The sequence below is a fragment of the Methylophaga sp. UBA3603 genome (assembly GCF_002375335.1).
GTDB lineage: Bacteria > Pseudomonadota > Gammaproteobacteria > Nitrosococcales > Methylophagaceae > Methylophaga.
In genome coordinates, this window is sequence record NZ_DFMC01000010.1 from 359,912 (window position 1) to 375,348 (window position 15,437).

18 protein-coding genes are annotated in these 15,437 nt (G+C 45.9%); 5 read left to right on the forward strand and 13 right to left on the reverse strand.

From position 1 onward, the window contains the following. Positions 1-30 precede the first annotated feature (30 nt). Together B4F66_RS12525 and B4F66_RS12530 are read right to left on the reverse strand one after the other, a co-directional pair. The gene (locus B4F66_RS12525) at positions 31-1,281 is read right to left on the reverse strand and encodes an OmpP1/FadL family transporter (protein ID WP_292353569.1); all 1,251 of its coding nucleotides are present in this window, start codon (positions 1,279-1,281) and stop codon (positions 31-33) included. Between the two features lie 203 nt (positions 1,282-1,484). Further along, positions 1,485-2,348, reverse strand: a complete 864-nt coding sequence (locus tag B4F66_RS12530; RefSeq protein ID WP_339640137.1) for a YicC/YloC family endoribonuclease — start codon at positions 2,346-2,348, stop codon at positions 1,485-1,487. A gap of 115 nt (positions 2,349-2,463) precedes the next feature. Here B4F66_RS12530 and rph point away from each other — a divergent pair, with 115 nt between their 5' ends. Genes rph through B4F66_RS12550 form a run of 4 tightly spaced genes read left to right on the forward strand, consistent with a single transcriptional unit; the run spans position 2,464 to position 5,317 of the window. Continuing rightward, positions 2,464-3,180: a ribonuclease PH gene (gene rph / locus B4F66_RS12535; protein WP_292353568.1), complete on the forward strand. Its 717-nt coding sequence runs from the start codon at positions 2,464-2,466 to the stop codon at positions 3,178-3,180. Then, a complete protein-coding gene (gene rdgB / locus B4F66_RS12540; RefSeq protein WP_292353567.1) occupies positions 3,180-3,785 on the forward strand; it encodes an RdgB/HAM1 family non-canonical purine NTP pyrophosphatase in 606 nt (201 codons plus the stop codon). Before rph ends, rdgB begins: the two co-directional genes overlap by 1 nt. Before the next feature lie 40 nt (positions 3,786-3,825). Beyond that, positions 3,826-4,986, forward strand: a complete 1,161-nt coding sequence (gene hemW, locus B4F66_RS12545; RefSeq protein ID WP_292353566.1) for a radical SAM family heme chaperone HemW — start codon at positions 3,826-3,828, stop codon at positions 4,984-4,986. A gap of 34 nt (positions 4,987-5,020) precedes the next feature. Beyond that, positions 5,021-5,317 (forward strand): hypothetical protein, encoded by a 297-nt coding sequence (locus B4F66_RS12550; protein WP_292353565.1) that lies wholly within the window; start codon positions 5,021-5,023, stop codon positions 5,315-5,317. 12 nt (positions 5,318-5,329) lie between these two features. Here B4F66_RS12550 and B4F66_RS12555 read toward each other — a convergent pair whose 3' ends face one another. The 4 genes from B4F66_RS12555 to alaC are packed head-to-tail and all read right to left on the reverse strand — an operon-like array spanning position 5,330 to position 9,511. Then, a complete protein-coding gene (locus B4F66_RS12555) occupies positions 5,330-5,827 on the reverse strand; it encodes a hypothetical protein (protein ID WP_292353564.1) in 498 nt (165 codons plus the stop codon). 2 nt (positions 5,828-5,829) lie between these two features. Then, the gene (gene thrC / locus B4F66_RS12560) at positions 5,830-6,975 is read right to left on the reverse strand and encodes a threonine synthase (RefSeq protein ID WP_292353563.1); all 1,146 of its coding nucleotides are present in this window, start codon (positions 6,973-6,975) and stop codon (positions 5,830-5,832) included. A 36-nt stretch (positions 6,976-7,011) separates the two neighbouring features. After that, entirely contained in the window at positions 7,012-8,322 is a 1,311-nt protein-coding gene (locus B4F66_RS12565) for a homoserine dehydrogenase (protein ID WP_292353562.1), read from the reverse strand. Between the two features lie 10 nt (positions 8,323-8,332). Continuing rightward, complete coding sequence (gene alaC, locus B4F66_RS12570) at positions 8,333-9,511, reverse strand: alanine transaminase (RefSeq protein WP_292353561.1); 1,179 nt, start codon at positions 9,509-9,511, stop codon at positions 8,333-8,335. Between the two features lie 94 nt (positions 9,512-9,605). Between alaC and B4F66_RS12575 the strand changes: the two genes are divergently transcribed. Further along, positions 9,606-10,448: an HDOD domain-containing protein gene (locus B4F66_RS12575; protein WP_292353560.1), complete on the forward strand. Its 843-nt coding sequence runs from the start codon at positions 9,606-9,608 to the stop codon at positions 10,446-10,448. 50 nt (positions 10,449-10,498) lie between these two features. Here B4F66_RS12575 and B4F66_RS12580 read toward each other — a convergent pair whose 3' ends face one another. The 7 genes from B4F66_RS12580 to B4F66_RS12610 all read right to left on the reverse strand — a co-directional run bounded on the left by B4F66_RS12580 (position 10,499) and on the right by B4F66_RS12610 (position 15,432). Next, positions 10,499-10,912 carry a VOC family protein gene (locus B4F66_RS12580; RefSeq protein WP_292353559.1) on the reverse strand — a complete coding sequence of 138 codons (414 nt, stop codon included), beginning with the start codon at positions 10,910-10,912 and terminating at the stop codon, positions 10,499-10,501. Positions 10,913-10,935: 23 nt separating this feature from the next. After that, positions 10,936-11,238 (reverse strand): MGMT family protein, encoded by a 303-nt coding sequence (locus B4F66_RS12585; RefSeq protein ID WP_292353558.1) that lies wholly within the window; start codon positions 11,236-11,238, stop codon positions 10,936-10,938. Positions 11,239-11,323: 85 nt separating this feature from the next. Continuing rightward, on the reverse strand, positions 11,324-11,719 hold the full coding sequence (locus B4F66_RS12590; RefSeq protein WP_292353557.1) for a DoxX family protein: 396 nt from the start codon (positions 11,717-11,719) through the stop codon (positions 11,324-11,326). 164 nt (positions 11,720-11,883) lie between these two features. Continuing rightward, positions 11,884-12,870, reverse strand: coding sequence for a DNA topoisomerase IB (locus B4F66_RS12595; RefSeq protein ID WP_292353556.1), 987 nt, complete (start codon positions 12,868-12,870; stop codon positions 11,884-11,886). 102 nt (positions 12,871-12,972) lie between these two features. Continuing rightward, complete coding sequence (locus B4F66_RS12600; protein ID WP_292353555.1) at positions 12,973-13,809, reverse strand: 23S rRNA (adenine(2030)-N(6))-methyltransferase RlmJ; 837 nt, start codon at positions 13,807-13,809, stop codon at positions 12,973-12,975. Between the two features lie 80 nt (positions 13,810-13,889). Further along, complete coding sequence (locus tag B4F66_RS12605) at positions 13,890-14,303, reverse strand: GFA family protein (protein WP_292353554.1); 414 nt, start codon at positions 14,301-14,303, stop codon at positions 13,890-13,892. Positions 14,304-14,328: 25 nt separating this feature from the next. Then, positions 14,329-15,432 (reverse strand): NADH:flavin oxidoreductase/NADH oxidase, encoded by a 1,104-nt coding sequence (locus tag B4F66_RS12610; protein WP_292353553.1) that lies wholly within the window; start codon positions 15,430-15,432, stop codon positions 14,329-14,331. Between the last annotated feature and the right edge of the window lie 5 nt (positions 15,433-15,437).

Below are 15,437 nucleotides of genomic sequence, written 5' to 3' on the forward strand. Positions count from 1 at the left end.
GCTGCATAATGGTGAATAACCAGCGAACAATTACCATTGTCGGCTGACCATCATATGCAGCCATACGGCTTCATTACGCAATTGTGAATCGTTACCAAACGGCAGCTCGCTATTGGTGTAATCCACTTTTTTACGGAAATCGTATTCAATACCACCATAAATAATCCATTCTGAATTGTATTGATAACTGCCGCCAAAAGTGAGGTGATGATCAAAGATCCCCGCCACAACAGGATTGGTATGTTCTTTTGGGATCGGGTTTTTCCCATAGTTATAGCCGCTATATAACGTCAGTTTGTCGTTATAGCGATAGGCCATGCCCGTGGCAAACACCAGTTGGTTATTCCAGTTCATAGTTGAGGTACTGTTAATATCCGGTAAACCGGCAACAGAGGGATCGGTCGCTCGTAACTCGGTTTTTTTCATCGCGTCAGACCAGTTCAACCAGTTAACTTTTAACGAAAGTAACAGTTTTTCATTCATCTGATAGGCGGCGCCCACCCCGATTTCTTCAGGCAAGGCCAGACCTTTCAACGAAACATCATCGTACTTGACTACCCCCAGACCAGCACCTGTCATATTAAGTTTAAGTTCACCATCGGTTAACGGCAGCTCTGTTTTACCGGTATAACTGGCTGCCAGCGTAAGCTTGGGAGTTGCCCGATACTGAATACCCAATTTAAAGCTGGTGCGTAAACTGGTCGCGTCGTCTATCTCAATTCCCGCAAATGCAGGCGGTGCTGAGGTATCAGGGAAGATCTTCTGTTCAGCCTGCGCATAGACCAGGCCAAAACTGCCGCCGACTGACCATTTATCATTGACTTCACAGCCTACGCCACCGGTAAGTTTGCCCACAGCAAACAAACCCGAGTATTCATCCTCTGTTGCAAAAGCGGTTTGCATATTTTCAAATACGCCACCAGAACCGCCTTGTGCAAACAGTCCGCCCCCCACCGTACATGCCACATTTTCCAGTTTTTGTGCATACCCCATGCCGCCTAATCCGGTATAGAGGTTACTTGCATGTCTATCATTACCAAACTGATCTTCATGCGACAAATCAGTAATCCGCAGTAATGAACCATACGCATCAAAACGTTTGGTTTTAATTTGAGTCAGTCCGGCCGGATTGGTATTGAGCGCAGTGGTATCACGTGCCACAGCAATATCTGCCCCAGCCATTAATGTAGATTCGGCGCCAAATCCAATCAGATTGATACCATTCGTAGCATGGCTGGTGCCAGCAAAAAGACCCAGGAAGCAAACAGTTATTTTTTTCATTCGATGCTCATAGAACAGGTGCTCGTTTCATTCATCCCTTTGAGCCCTTTTGCAGGCAAAACCTCATCATGAGCGTTCTGAAGATACACGTCCGTAACGGCCGAAAGCATGGTTTCTTTAGGGGGGGATAATGCTATTAATCCAACAATGACAAAAACCCTGGCGGCCAGTTAACTGCCAGGAGAGTTCGTTCACATTGTGAATCATTCAATATTCTGGATTTGTTCTCGCATCTGTTCTATTAGTACTTTCAGATCAACTGAATAACGTGTGGTGTCGGTATCAATGGATTTCGAACCGAGGGTATTGGCTTCTCGATTAAGCTCCTGCATCAGAAAGTCGAGCCTGCGACCGACAGGTTCATCACGCTGCAGTACACGTTTGACCTCATCTACATGACTTTGTAAGCGATCCAGCTCTTCAGCCACATCGCTTTTCTGGGCGATCAACACAATTTCCTGTTCCAGTCGTTCCGGTTCCAGAGTCACTTCCAGTTCAGCAGCTTTTTGTAACAGACGTTGCCGTTGTTGTTCGAGAATCTCGGGCATACGAAGTTTCACCGCTTCAGCAATTTGCAATATTTCTTCACAACGCTGCAGGATCATATCAGCCAAGGCCTGCCCTTCTCTTTCTCTGCCACTGATAAAGTCTGCAAGCGTCATATCAAGAGCATCCATGGCCTGTTGCTTCAGTGCGGTTAAATCGACCTGTTCACTATCTGCCACACCAGGCCATTGCAACAGTCGCAAAGGATCAATCGGCAAAGCTTGTTTGGCCATTTGGGTTAATTGCTCACAGGCATCTATCACTGATTGCGCCAGGTTCTCATCGATATGTAATGCGTTTTGCTGTTGGGAAGGATGATATCGCAGGCTAGCTTCGATCTTGCCACGTGCCATACGCTCGGCAAAAATTTTGCGGATGTCCATTTCCAGAGGTCGAAATGATTCTTCCAGTCGCAAAGCGAGTTCTAAATAACGATGATTAACCGATCTGACTTCCCAGATCAGAGTGCCGAGTTCAGTTACTTGCTCATGGCGGGCAAAGGCGGTCATGCTTCGTATCACAATGGTTTTCCTATAGCTATTAAGCCCCCATATTAACGAAAACCAAAGGTAAAAAGCACGCGGGAATTGAGATGCATCAGTATAATCATCGTATTTTTAGTAAAGGATAGAACAGATGCGTCCAAGTGGCCGACAACCTGATCAACTTCGTGAGATCACCATCACCCGCAATTACACAAAACATGCGGAAGGCTCCGTACTGGTCGAGTTTGGTGACACAAAAGTGCTATGTACTGCTTCTGTTGAAGAGCGTATTCCACCCTTTTTACGGGGGATGGGCGAAGGCTGGATCACGGCCGAATATGGCATGCTGCCACGCTCTACCGGCTCACGTATGCAACGTGAATCCAGCCGCGGTAAACAAGGTGGCCGTACCATGGAAATCCAGCGTTTGATAGGTCGTTCTTTACGGGCAGCAATTGATCTAAAGGCGCTGGGTGAACGCACGATTACCATTGATTGTGATGTTATTCAGGCCGATGGCGGCACTCGCACGGCCTCCATCACCGGCGCCTTTGTAGCGCTGCAGGATGCGATCGATTATCTGATTAAAAAACGTAAAATCAAAAAAAGCCCGTTACATGGTCAGGTCGCTTCTGTTTCCGTTGGGATTCACAATGGTACAGCCGTACTGGATCTGGATTATGCTGAAGATTCAACGGCTGAAACCGATATGAATGTTGTCATGAATGATGCAGGCGCATATATTGAACTACAGGGGACTGCGGAAGGCCATGCCTTCAGAGCAGATGAATTACAATCCATGCTGGATTTGGCTGCTATTGGGATTGAACAATTGATGATCAAACAACGCGAGGCATTGGCAGACTGATGTCTAAAATCGTTCTGGCCAGCGGTAATATTGGAAAACTGCGTGAATTATCGCAGATCCTCAGTCCACTTGGTCTGGAGCTTATTGCGCAATCTGATCTGAATGTTGCTGAGGCTGAGGAAACCGGCCTCAGCTTCGTGGAAAATGCCATTATCAAAGCTCGCAATGCCGCTTTATACACGGGATTACCGGCAATAGCAGATGATTCAGGGATTGAAGTCGATGCTTTGCATGGTGCACCGGGAATTTATTCTTCACGTTATGCCGGACCGGATGCCTCCGATACGGACAATATTGAGGCCCTTTTGGAGGCGATGAAAGACGTTCCGGAAACGGAACGCACAGCACGATTCCAATGTGTGGTGGTGTTTATGCGTCATGCAGAAGATCCAACACCACTGATTTGTCAGGGCAGCTGGCAGGGGCAAATTTTGCAATCACCGCTCGGCGATGAAGGATTTGGTTATGATCCGGTGTTTTGGGTTTCTGAAACAGACTGTACTGCGGCCGAGCTCTCGCCGGAACAGAAGCATGCAATCAGCCATCGCGGCAAAGCCATGCGTCAATTTATGGAAGAATTTAAATATACCCGTCATCAACCCTAACGGTTGCTAGTTATTTAAATCATTCCCAGCTGGTACAACCATGTTTAATTTTACTGCTCTGCCGCCATTAAGCCTGTATATCCATGTGCCATGGTGCGTACGCAAATGCCCCTATTGTGACTTTAATTCACATCAGGCCGGAGACGAGATTCCTGAGCAGGCCTATATCGATGCGCTTATCCGGGATCTTGAGCAGGATCTGCCGTTGGTCTGGGGACGCACTATCCAGACAATCTTTATTGGTGGTGGCACCCCCAGCCTGTTCAGTGCAGAAGCATATGACCGTTTATTTTCTGCCTTACGTGCGTTATTACCTATCCGTGCCGATGCAGAAATCACCCTGGAAGCCAATCCAGGTACTTTTGAAGCAGCACGTTTTACAGACTATCGTGCTATTGGCATTAATCGGCTATCGATTGGCATACAAAGCTTTGATGGTGATTCATTAACCGCATTAGGCCGGATTCATGATGGAAAGCAAGCCATTCGAGCAGCCGAAATTGCCCACCAGGCGGGGTTTGATAATTTCAATCTGGATCTGATGTTTGGTTTGCCCAAACAAACGGCTGAACTCGCCAGAAAAGATGTAGAAACAGCCATCGCCCTAGAACCAACACATATTTCGTATTATCAGCTCACCATTGAACCTAATACGTTGTTTCATCAGTCTCCCCCACAATTACCTGATGACGAACCGATTGATAACTGGCAGATTGCTAATCAACAACGTCTGGCCGAGGCCGGTTATCTGCAATATGAAGTCTCTGCCTATGCAAAAAATGGTCGTCAGAGCCGCCATAATCTCAACTACTGGCAGTTTGGTGATTATCTGGGTATTGGGGCCGGGGCTCATAGTAAATTAACCAGTGCCGCCACGCAGTCGATTGAGCGGCTGGTTAAACAAAAACAGCCTCAAGCTTACCTGGACAAGGTCAATAGTGCACAACGTGTTATGAAACAGGAACCGGTTGGCATTAATGAAATCGGTTTTGAGTTTATGCTTAATGCCTTACGTTTAACGGACGGTTTTGCAACATCGTTATTTATGCAGCAGTGTGGTGTACCGCTGGCGACCATTAAAAAACCATTAGCTGAAGCCGAGGAACGCGGATTGATTGATTATTCGGTTAAGTGGATTAGACCTACCGAGTTGGGTCAACGGTATTTAAACAGTTTAATTGAATTATTTTTGCCGCAATAATATGCTGGCGCAGGTCGTTAAGGGAGCTACCATCATGTTGAAACGCCATCTCCTGGCAACTGGATTGTCTTTATTTATGGTCTTGCCAATACAGGCGGACACTTTATCAATTGCCGAACCGACTTATAAAACGCCTAACAGTGAGTCAGGTATCTTGCGTCCTACTCGGGGCATGACAATGCAACAGGTTGAACAAAAATATGGGATAGCAGAGCAGAAATACGCGCCAAAAGGCACACCGGCAATTACTCGCTGGCAATATCCACAGTTTGATGTGTATTTTGAAAATCAGCTGGTGATCCACTCGGTGGTTCAGCGGAAATCCGAGTAACACAAGGATAGCTTAAACTCCTTGAAATCGCCGTTTTGCCCACTCTGGTAAGGTGCCCACTCTGGCATGATGCAGTGATTCCATTTCAATCACGATCAATATCAAAACACTGACCAGGGTCGGTAAAAAGCTTAGTCCACCTACCAAGGCAAAAGCGGCTTCTTTCATCAGTCCTAAGTAGGTGTAACTTAACCAGCCTAATATTGCCACAGTCACCACGACGGATAACACTATGGCAAAGAAGAAACTCCAGCGGCGGGCGATTTGCCAGTGAATATAGACAAACTCACTGTCTTCACGTTTGATTCTGCTGGAGCGAATAAAGGTATACCCAACAAACGAAAATGATAACAACGGCACCAATACGATAAACTCAAAATAACTCTTCCCTGTTGCAGCAATCGCCGTGAACAACAGAATATGATTCGCAATCAGGTTCGTTAAAAAGATATCGTGCGGCATTCTGGCTGCCGCTCTTTCATGATCCTGTGGTGCCATCATTTCAGTCATATTTATCTGGCCAAGTTGTTGATAATCGCCTCGCGTACTGAGTCTAATGTAGCATTTACAGTAATGACTGGTGAACTACTTTGTTTGATAGCAATATCAGGATCTTTCAGACCGTGACCTGTCAACGTACAAACAACGGTACTGCCTTCAGGAATCTTGCCAGATTGAATATCCCGCAATGCGCCGGCGACTGAAGTTGCGGAAGCGGGTTCGCAGAAAATCCCTTCCTTTTCGGCCAATAATTTCTGGGCAGCCAATATTTCGTCATCAGAGCACTCATCAAACCAGCCCTGTGACTCTTCTTTCACTTTCCAGGCCATATCCCAGCTTTGCGGATGACCAATACGGATCGCGGTAGCGACTGTTTCAGGATCATCTACCATCGCACCACGCATAAACGGTGCACTGCCATTCGCCTGATAACCCACCATTTTCGGACGGTTACCAACAATCGCGCCACCTGCATATTTACAATTGCCATGACAGTAAGCGCAGGCTTCAGTGACATGATCGCCACTGGCTGATGAATACTCACAGTAGCCAATCCAATGGGCGGTGATATTACCGGCGTTACCGACTGGCAGGCAGTGATAATCCGGAGCACGACCTAACTCTTCAATGATCTCAAACGCAGCAGTTTTCTGACCTTGCAAACGATAAGGATTAATTGAATTTACAATGGTGACCGGAGCATGCTCTGCAACGTCTTTAACCAGTTGCATCCCCTCATCAAAGTTACCTTTGATTTGGATAACCACTGCGTTATGCATCATAGCCTGAGCGAGTTTACCCTGGGCAATTTTGCCATCAGGAATAATAACAAAAGCAGTGATACCAGCACGTGCAGCATAAGCAGCCGCTGCTGCTGACGTATTACCGGTAGAAGCACAAATAATGGCTTTACTACCCTCTTCAACAGCTTTGGTCACGGCCATGGTCATACCGCGATCTTTGAAAGACCCCGTCGGATTCAATCCCTCATATTTGACGTAGATATCAACATCTTTGCCAATTAACTTAGGGATATTGTTCAATTTCAATAATGGTGTATTACCTTCACCAAGGCTGATCAGTCTGGTGTCATCATTGACCGGCAAACGGTCACGATAACGGTCAATCAGGCCGGTATAACGTGGACGAAATGGCATAAGTAGTTCCTCTTTAATTCTTTAACGGGCGTTTTTTCAGCCCAGCGATTCCATGCGGATACGCATGATCGCGTGTTTGACAGTATCCAATGCTTCGATTTGGGCAATCGCTTCATCCATATTTTTTTCAACCACCGGCTGGGTCAGCATAATGATGGGCACTGTGCCCTCTTCTTCTTCCGGTTGTTTTTGCAGGATCGCTTCAATATTGATGTCCTGCTCACTGAAAATACGAGTAATGTCGGCTAACACACCCGGCTTATCTTCTGTGTTAATCCGCAAATAATAAGAGGTAATGACCTCAGACATCGGTAAAATCGGTGTATCTTTCAATGAATCAGGCTGGAAGGCCAGATGTGGCACCCGATTTTCCGGGTCAGTAGTCAGCGCACGAACAATATCAACAATATCTGCTACTACCGCAGAAGCAGTTGGTTCAGCTCCTGCTCCAGCACCATAATACAAGGTTGGCCCAACTGCATCGCCTTTCACGACGATGGCATTCATTACCCCATTGACGTTGGCAATCAGACGACGTTTTGGAATTAATGTCGGATGAACTCGTAGTTCAACACCTTGAGGTGTTTTCCGGGCAATCCCCAGATGTTTGATGTGGTATCCCAATTCTTCTGCGTACTGCACATCTTCCTGGGAAATTTTGCTGATGCCTTCGGTATAGGCTTTATAAAACTGTAAAGGAATACCAAATGCAATCGACGCCATGATGGTCAGCTTGTGTGCTGCATCAATGCCTTCCACATCAAATGTCGGATCGGCTTCGGCATAGCCCAAAGCCTGAGCTTCAGCCAGAACATCGGCAAAGTTACGGCCTTTATCACGCATTTCCGTCAGGATAAAGTTACCAGTTCCGTTAATAATGCCTGCCAGCCACTCAATACGGTTAGCGGCCAGACCTTCACGGATAGCCTTGATAATCGGGATGCCACCAGCAACGGCGGCTTCAAAAGCAATCGTGATGCCTTTTTCCTGCGCCTTGGCAAATAATTCGTTGCCATGCATTGCGATTAAGGCTTTGTTGGCAGTGACGACGTGTTTACCGTTTTCAATTGCCTGCATCACTAAATCTCGGGCGATACCGGTACCACCAATTAACTCAACAATGATTTGAATTTCCGGGTCATTGACCACTGAAAACGCATCATCCGTTAAATCAATGCCGTTCAAATCACAGCTTTTAGCTGAATCCAGATTTTTATCCGCGGCACGCAAAATTTCAATTCCACGGCCTGCACGGCGGCTTATTTCTTTTGAGTTTCGCTTTAAAACACTGACAGTACCACTACCAACAGTGCCTAAGCCAAGAATACCAATTTTGACTGATTGCACTTTTTGCCCCCTACCCTTTTTTCATCATGTCACGGATACCACGGATTGCCTGCCGGGTACGGTGCTGATTCTCAATCAGTCCGAAACGCACATAGTCATCGCCATATTCACCAAAACCAATGCCTGGCGATACAGCTACTTTAGCTTCTTTAAGCAATTTCTTACTGAACTCCAGCGAACCCATTTCACGGAATTGCTCAGGAATTCTGGCCCAGACGAACATGGTCGCTTTAGGTTTTTCCACTGGCCAGCCAATCGCATTTAGCCCGTCACACAACACGTCACGACGTTGTTTATAGGTTTCGACAATTTCTGCCACACATTCCTGTGGACCATCCAGAGCCGTAATGGCGGCTACCTGAATCGGGGTAAACATGCCGTAATCCAGATAGGATTTCATTCGGGCCAATGCCGCAACTAATGTCGGATTGCCTGACATAAAGCCTACGCGCCAGCCTGGCATATTGTAGGTTTTGGATAAGGTATAAAACTCAACCGCAACGTCTTTTGCGCCAGGGATTTGCAAAATGGAAGGCGCTTTATAACCATCAAAGGTGATCTCACCATACGCCAAATCATGAATAACCCAAATCTGATGCTCTTTGGCAAAATCAACAACCCGCTGGAAGAAATCCAGATCAACGCACTGGGTGGTTGGATTGCCTGGGAAATTCAACACCAGCATTTTAGGTTTTGGCCATGAATCTTTAACCGACTTTTCCAGCTCGGCAAAAAAATCAACATCCGGGGTTAGCGGTACATGACGAATATCCGCACCGGCAATCACAAAACCATAAGGATGAATCGGATAAGCCGGGTTTGGCACTAAAACCGCATCGCCCGGGCCCACCGTTGCCAGTGCCAAATGCGCCAGGCCCTCTTTTGAACCAATAGTGACTATCGTTTCTGAGTCAGGATCCAATGTCACATCATATTTACGCTGATACCAGTCACAAATCGCTTTTCGCAGACGTGGAATACCTCTGGAAACAGAATATCGGTGGGTATCAGGACGCTGTGCCGCTTCGACGAGTTTTTCCACAATGTGCGCTGGTGCCGGTTTATCCGGATTCCCCATGCCAAAGTCGATAATATCTTCGCCGCGCGCACGCGCTTTTGCCTTCAAATCATTTACAATGTTGAAAACGTATGGCGGAAGACGCTTGATTCTGGGAAATTCGTCGTTCAACTGAGCACCTGCTATTAGCTAAAACGGTTGGCAAACCAAGCAAAATAACTGAAAATCATTCACACTTCAAATTGATTTAATATAGTGGATTAATATGAGTCAACAAGACCAATTGTACACGACGATCATTAATGATCTCCAAAAAGGAAAACTGGTACTGCCCACATTGCCTGAGGTTGCCCTCAAGGTTCGTGAAGTTGCCAACAATCCGGATGTCTCTGCAGCGCAGCTTGCTGAGGTCATTACGACCGATGCGGCCTTATCAACCCGTTTGATAAAAGTCGCCAACAGTCCTCTATATAGAGGCAGGGTTGAGGTCGAATCGGTGCAGACGGCGGTCTCTCGACTGGGTATTCCAATGGTTCGTAACCTGGTGACCAGTCTGGTGATGGAACAGATGTTCCGTCCGACCAATAAAAAGCTGGAAAAACGTATGCGAGACCTCTGGCAGCATAGTATCGAGGTCGCTGCCGCAAGTCAGGTCATTGCTTCCAAGCAGCCTAATATTGCGAATGATGAAGCAATGCTGGCGGGGTTAATACATGAGATAGGTGCGCTGCCTATTCTGATGAAAGCCGCCGACACTCCTGAGTTGTTGGAAGATACCCGTCGTCTGGACACACTCATTGACAACCTTTATCCAAAAATCGGCGAAGCTATTTTGCGCAGCTGGGATTTTCCGGAAAATCTGATAACCGTCGCCGCTGAACATGCAAACCTTAATCGTAATAGTCAAAACGGCCCCGATCTGACTGACGTAGTTCAGGTAGCCAATTTACAAAGCTACTTTAATACCAGCAAAGCTTTGGATCCCAACACGCGCGACAAGGTTCTCGCTTTCCGTAAACTGAATATTGATACGGGTATCAGTGTGGTTGAACTGGATGAAAACAGTGAAGAATATGCCGCTGCTCTGGCACTTTTCCAGAATATGTAAAAACAAATCTGCAGCAGATTATTAAAAAGGCTATCTTCGGATAGCTTTTTTTAAGGCAAAAAATCTGGATTCCATACAATTTCCCATAAATGGCTATCCGGATCCTGAAAATAACCGGCATAACCACCCCAAAATGTTTTTTGTGGGGACTTTACTATCGTGGCACCCGCCATAGATGCCTGCTGCATGATGGCATCCACATCAGTTTCATTAAGAACATTGTGAGCAAGACTCATCGCTGTCGCTGTTGCAGTTAACGGTAATCCGGCATCTGCCGCCAGACTTTGTCGCGGCCATAAAGCAAGTTTCAAACCTGGCTGCAAATCAAAAAATGCCACCGTACCCTGGGCAAACTCTTCCCCAATAATGCCTTCGGTATGCAGCCCCATGCCGTCCTGGTAAAACCTGATGGATCGGTGTAAATCATCAACTCCCAGTGTAATCATTGAAATATAGGGCTTCATCTATCTGCTCCTTTGGCGCTTAATCATTTCCAACCATAAACCGATAATCTGATTCGTTTTCCCTGAAACTGAACACCTTCATATTGCAGTAAAGCTTTCTGCTGCTGATAAGCTTCGCTGTCCGGCGGAAAAGAAATTTCCCCTTGCGCATTGATTACCCGGTGCCATGGTAAAGAGGAATCCTCTGGTAATTTTTTTAAGCTACTGCCCACATAGCGCGCATAACCAGGATAACCACATTGTTTGGCTATCTGTCCATAGGTCATCACTTTGCCTATGGGGATGGCAGCAACCACTTGCCAAATTATTTCATCCAGTTCAGACATGCATTTTCTACATAGCCATCTTCACAACCATCGGCTTTTCAAGCCGATGAATGTGAAAATGTTGTTATCGCGATAATAATGGATGTTAAGGGTTACGCTTGACGAGATTATCAACACTCCATGCACCGCCACCCGCAACAAACAGATATAAAAAGATAAAGCTGAACAAAGCGGCTAATTCACCATTATTTAATAAAGGCCAAAATCCCTGAGGGGAATGAGCGATAAAATACGCTACCGCCATCTGGCCTGACAAAATAAAGGCTACCGGTCTGGTGAACAAGCCAATAAGGATTAAAAAACCACCGACAAGTTCAAGCACGCCGGCCACACCAGACAGGGTAAATAAATCAAACTCATTCCGCTGTGGGGCTGGGTAACCAAATAACTTTTGACCACCATGCTGCATAAACATAAAAGCTGTGACGATGCGTAAGATGCTCAACACACGTGGTTGCCACGTTATAAAAAAGTTTTCCATTGCTCTCTCTCCTTAGACTGAATTAATAGTTAAATTATTGATTATAGGTATAAAACGTTTAATAGTTCTTCGACAGAACTCAGAGGATGTTAGCAGTAATTCTGACAAAATACACAGCGAGCCGAAGTCTATAAACAGCCTTTTAATCGACTGGCTTAGCGGTTTTAATGTTTAATCAACACTGTTAACAGCTTCATCGTGGCTTTTTCATCCAGGCTGAGATATTTGCCTCGATAGCGTTTGAACTGACGGCGAAAATAATCCAGTGTACGACCACTCTCATACTGCAAAATCACTTGCGGATGGATGTAATTACTGCGACATACGGCGGGTGTATTGCCAAGCCTCTCAGCAACGTTTTTCACTGCTTCGACAATATTACTTTTGCTGAGCTTTTCATTTTCAGCTGGCCCCAATTTATCCAGAGCTACCGCCATCAAAACTGTTCCTGCCCAGGTACGAAAATCCTTAGCACTAAAATCCTCCCCCATCACATCGGAGATGTACTGGTTCAAATCCTGTGCCGTTATTTTTTTACGGCTTTTATCGGGCAGGGTAATATCAAATAATTCATAACCGGACATATTCTCCAGCGCTATCAGCACCTCACGTACCTGTTCATCAGTCACTGTGCGAAACTGCTGCTGATGACTTTTACCTTCATAGTCGAACTCCACACGATCATCCTTAATGGTCATATGCTTGGCCCGTAACGTCGTCAAACCGTATGTCTGATTCTGTCGGGTATAGCTGGCACTGCCGGGACGAAAAAAAGCGTCATCCAACATACGTGTCATGCAGGCTAAAACAGAAGTCTGATCAATTGGTCTTCGTTGAATATGTTGGCCGGTTACCCGCCGCATGGTTTCCAGCTGTTCAGCAAAACGTAAAATGCGTTTGAATTTTTGCTCACTGGCAGTTTCAACCCAGTCCGGGTTGTAGATATATTGTTTGCGACCTTCTTTATCCCGGCCGGTCACCAGTACCTTGGCATCACGATCCTGCTGGATTTCCACTTCCCGCCATGCCGGCGGAATGGCCAGACTTTTTATCCAGCGTTTTAAAGCAGCATTTTTAACAGTTTTGCCATTGGCATAACAATAACTGAACGTTTTGCCATGGGGTTTTCTGTAAATGACCGGATTGCTCATAATAACTCCACATCCGTAAGACGAAATTCGGCGCTATCATGGCATGAGATGATGACTTATGACTTTAATGCAGATTATGTCAGCCTGGTCAGCGGCTATAACTTATTGGGCTACCAATACTTCACTTTTATAAAAAGCCCCACTATCAACCGCTAATGCATTAACCAATTTAGGCAGTAACTGGCTCATGGTATCGATTAGTTGCCAGGGCGGATTAATCACTATCATGCCGGAGGAGGTCATACCACGCTCATCCGAATCAGCTGTTATCGCTAACTCAAAGCGTTGAATATTTTTGATACCACTCTTGATAAAGTGTTTTTCCAATCGGCTAATTCTGCTGCGTTCCACTACCGGATACCAGATGGCATAAGTACCGGTAGGAAATTTGGCATAGGCTTTTTCAATGGTCTGAAATACTAAATCGTAATCCGATTTGATTTCGTAAGATGGATCAATCAACACCAGTCCACGTCTTGATACAGGCGGTAATAACGACAATAGGCCTTTTAAACCATCCTCACGCATAACCCGAACCCGCTTAACCTTCTGGGTATTTTGCAGTAACAGACCCGCATCATCCGGATGTAACTCATATAACCAGGCTCGATCCTGACGCCGCATACAGTGCATGGCAATAAATGGGGAACCCGGATAATATTCCAGCGGTTTTCCGCTATTCACCGCCTCAATTACCGCAAAATATGCAGCCAGTTCCGGCCAGTCAGAACGGTTTAATTTAGCAATACCATTTTGATATTCCTGCAGTTTTTCTGCATGAGCCGAAGCCAGATGATAAAGCCCCGCACCAGCATGGGTGTCTATGTAATCAAAGGCTTTATCTTTTTTAGCCAGATGCTGCAAAATCTCAATCAGCACAATATGTTTAAGCACATCGGCAAAATTGCCGGCATGAAATGAGTGGCGGTAGCTTAACAAGATAAATCCTGATTAGTGGAGAGAGTAAATTAAGTAGCAGCAAATTACGCTTAGCTAGCCACTTTGGCAAAACAATTTTCTTAAGGGTTTAATTCAGTCTGCTGATCCGAAATGTGATTGATTCCATCATTCACTCTCACCTCACCTAAATCAAAAGGGTTTACACCTTCCAGACAGGCCAGATTAAAGCCATAGAGTTCAGGATTTGCTCTGGTTTGATGATGAGTATGAATCCCGCAAATTGAACAAAAATAGTGCTTTGCCGTCATCGTATTGAACTGATAAATCGATAGTTTATCGGTTCCTTTGGTAATTTGTAGAGCCGACAATGGAACATAGGCTGCGATGGCGCCCTTTCTCCGGCACATGGAACAATCACAGCGACGAGGATCATTTATTCCGTTTGGCAAATGCACAACAAACTCAACCTCCCCACAATGGCAACTGCCTTTATGGTGAGGCTGAATTTGGGTGTTTGCTATTTTAGTGATCATTGCATTGCTGGCGCTTGTTTAATGTTTAACTATCTGGAGCATGATAACGCGATAACCAATGTGCATAAGGTGCAGGTAACACCCAGGCTGGATCTTCAATTTTTAAGGTTTTAGCTGCATGGTACGGCCAGTGAGGATTAGCTAAATGCGCACGTCCCACCATGACCAAATCCATTTGTTTATCCGTAATTACCTGGTTCACCGTGTTAGGTTCATCAATTCCCCAGGCAGAAGCAACTGGAATGTCAGCTTCACGACGCACACGTTCAGCAATCGGTGCTAATAAAGCTGGTCCCCACGGAATATCCGCATCAGGAGTTGAAAACCCTATACTAACGCTAAGCATATCCAGACCGGATTGTTTGAATTGCCGGGTTAGATGAATTGACTCACTTAATGTTTCTTCATCACGACCATCATATTCAATCACGCCAAAGCGGGCTGTTAAGGGCAGATTTTCCGGCCAGACTTCGCGCACGGCTTGTAAAGTTTCCAGTAAAAATCGGCTACGACCAGCCAAATCGCCACCGTATTGATCATCACGTTTATTAGAGTGGATTGAAAAAAAGCTTTGTGCCAGATAGCCATGAGCAAAATGCAGTTCCAGCCATTCAAATCCGGCTTTTTTGGCACGTTTGGCAGCAGCGACAAAGTCAGCTTTAACCCGTTCTATATCTTCCAGCGTCATTGCCTGAGGTACTTTCGGCAAATTAGCACCAAATGCCACAGCAGAAGGCGCTATGGTTTGCCAACTTTGTGGATCACTGTCAGCAAGATGATCATCGCCTTCCCAAGGACGATTGGCGCTGGCTTTACGACCAGCATGTGCAATCTGAATACCAGCACAAGCACCGGCTTTTTTAATAGCCGAAGCAATTTTTGCCATGCCTTCAGCCTGCTCGTCATTCCATATGCCAGTGCATCCTGGAGTAATTCTTCCTTCGGGGCTGACTGCGGTGGCTTCAACAATCACCAGACCCGCTCCACCGCGTGCTAATTGAGTGTAATGCGCCAGATGCCAATCATTGGTATGGCCGTCATCGGCACTGTATTGGCACATCGGTGGAACCGCAATACGATTGCGTAACGTTATATCTTTCAGTGAAAACTCAGTAAACAATGCTGTCATAAAAA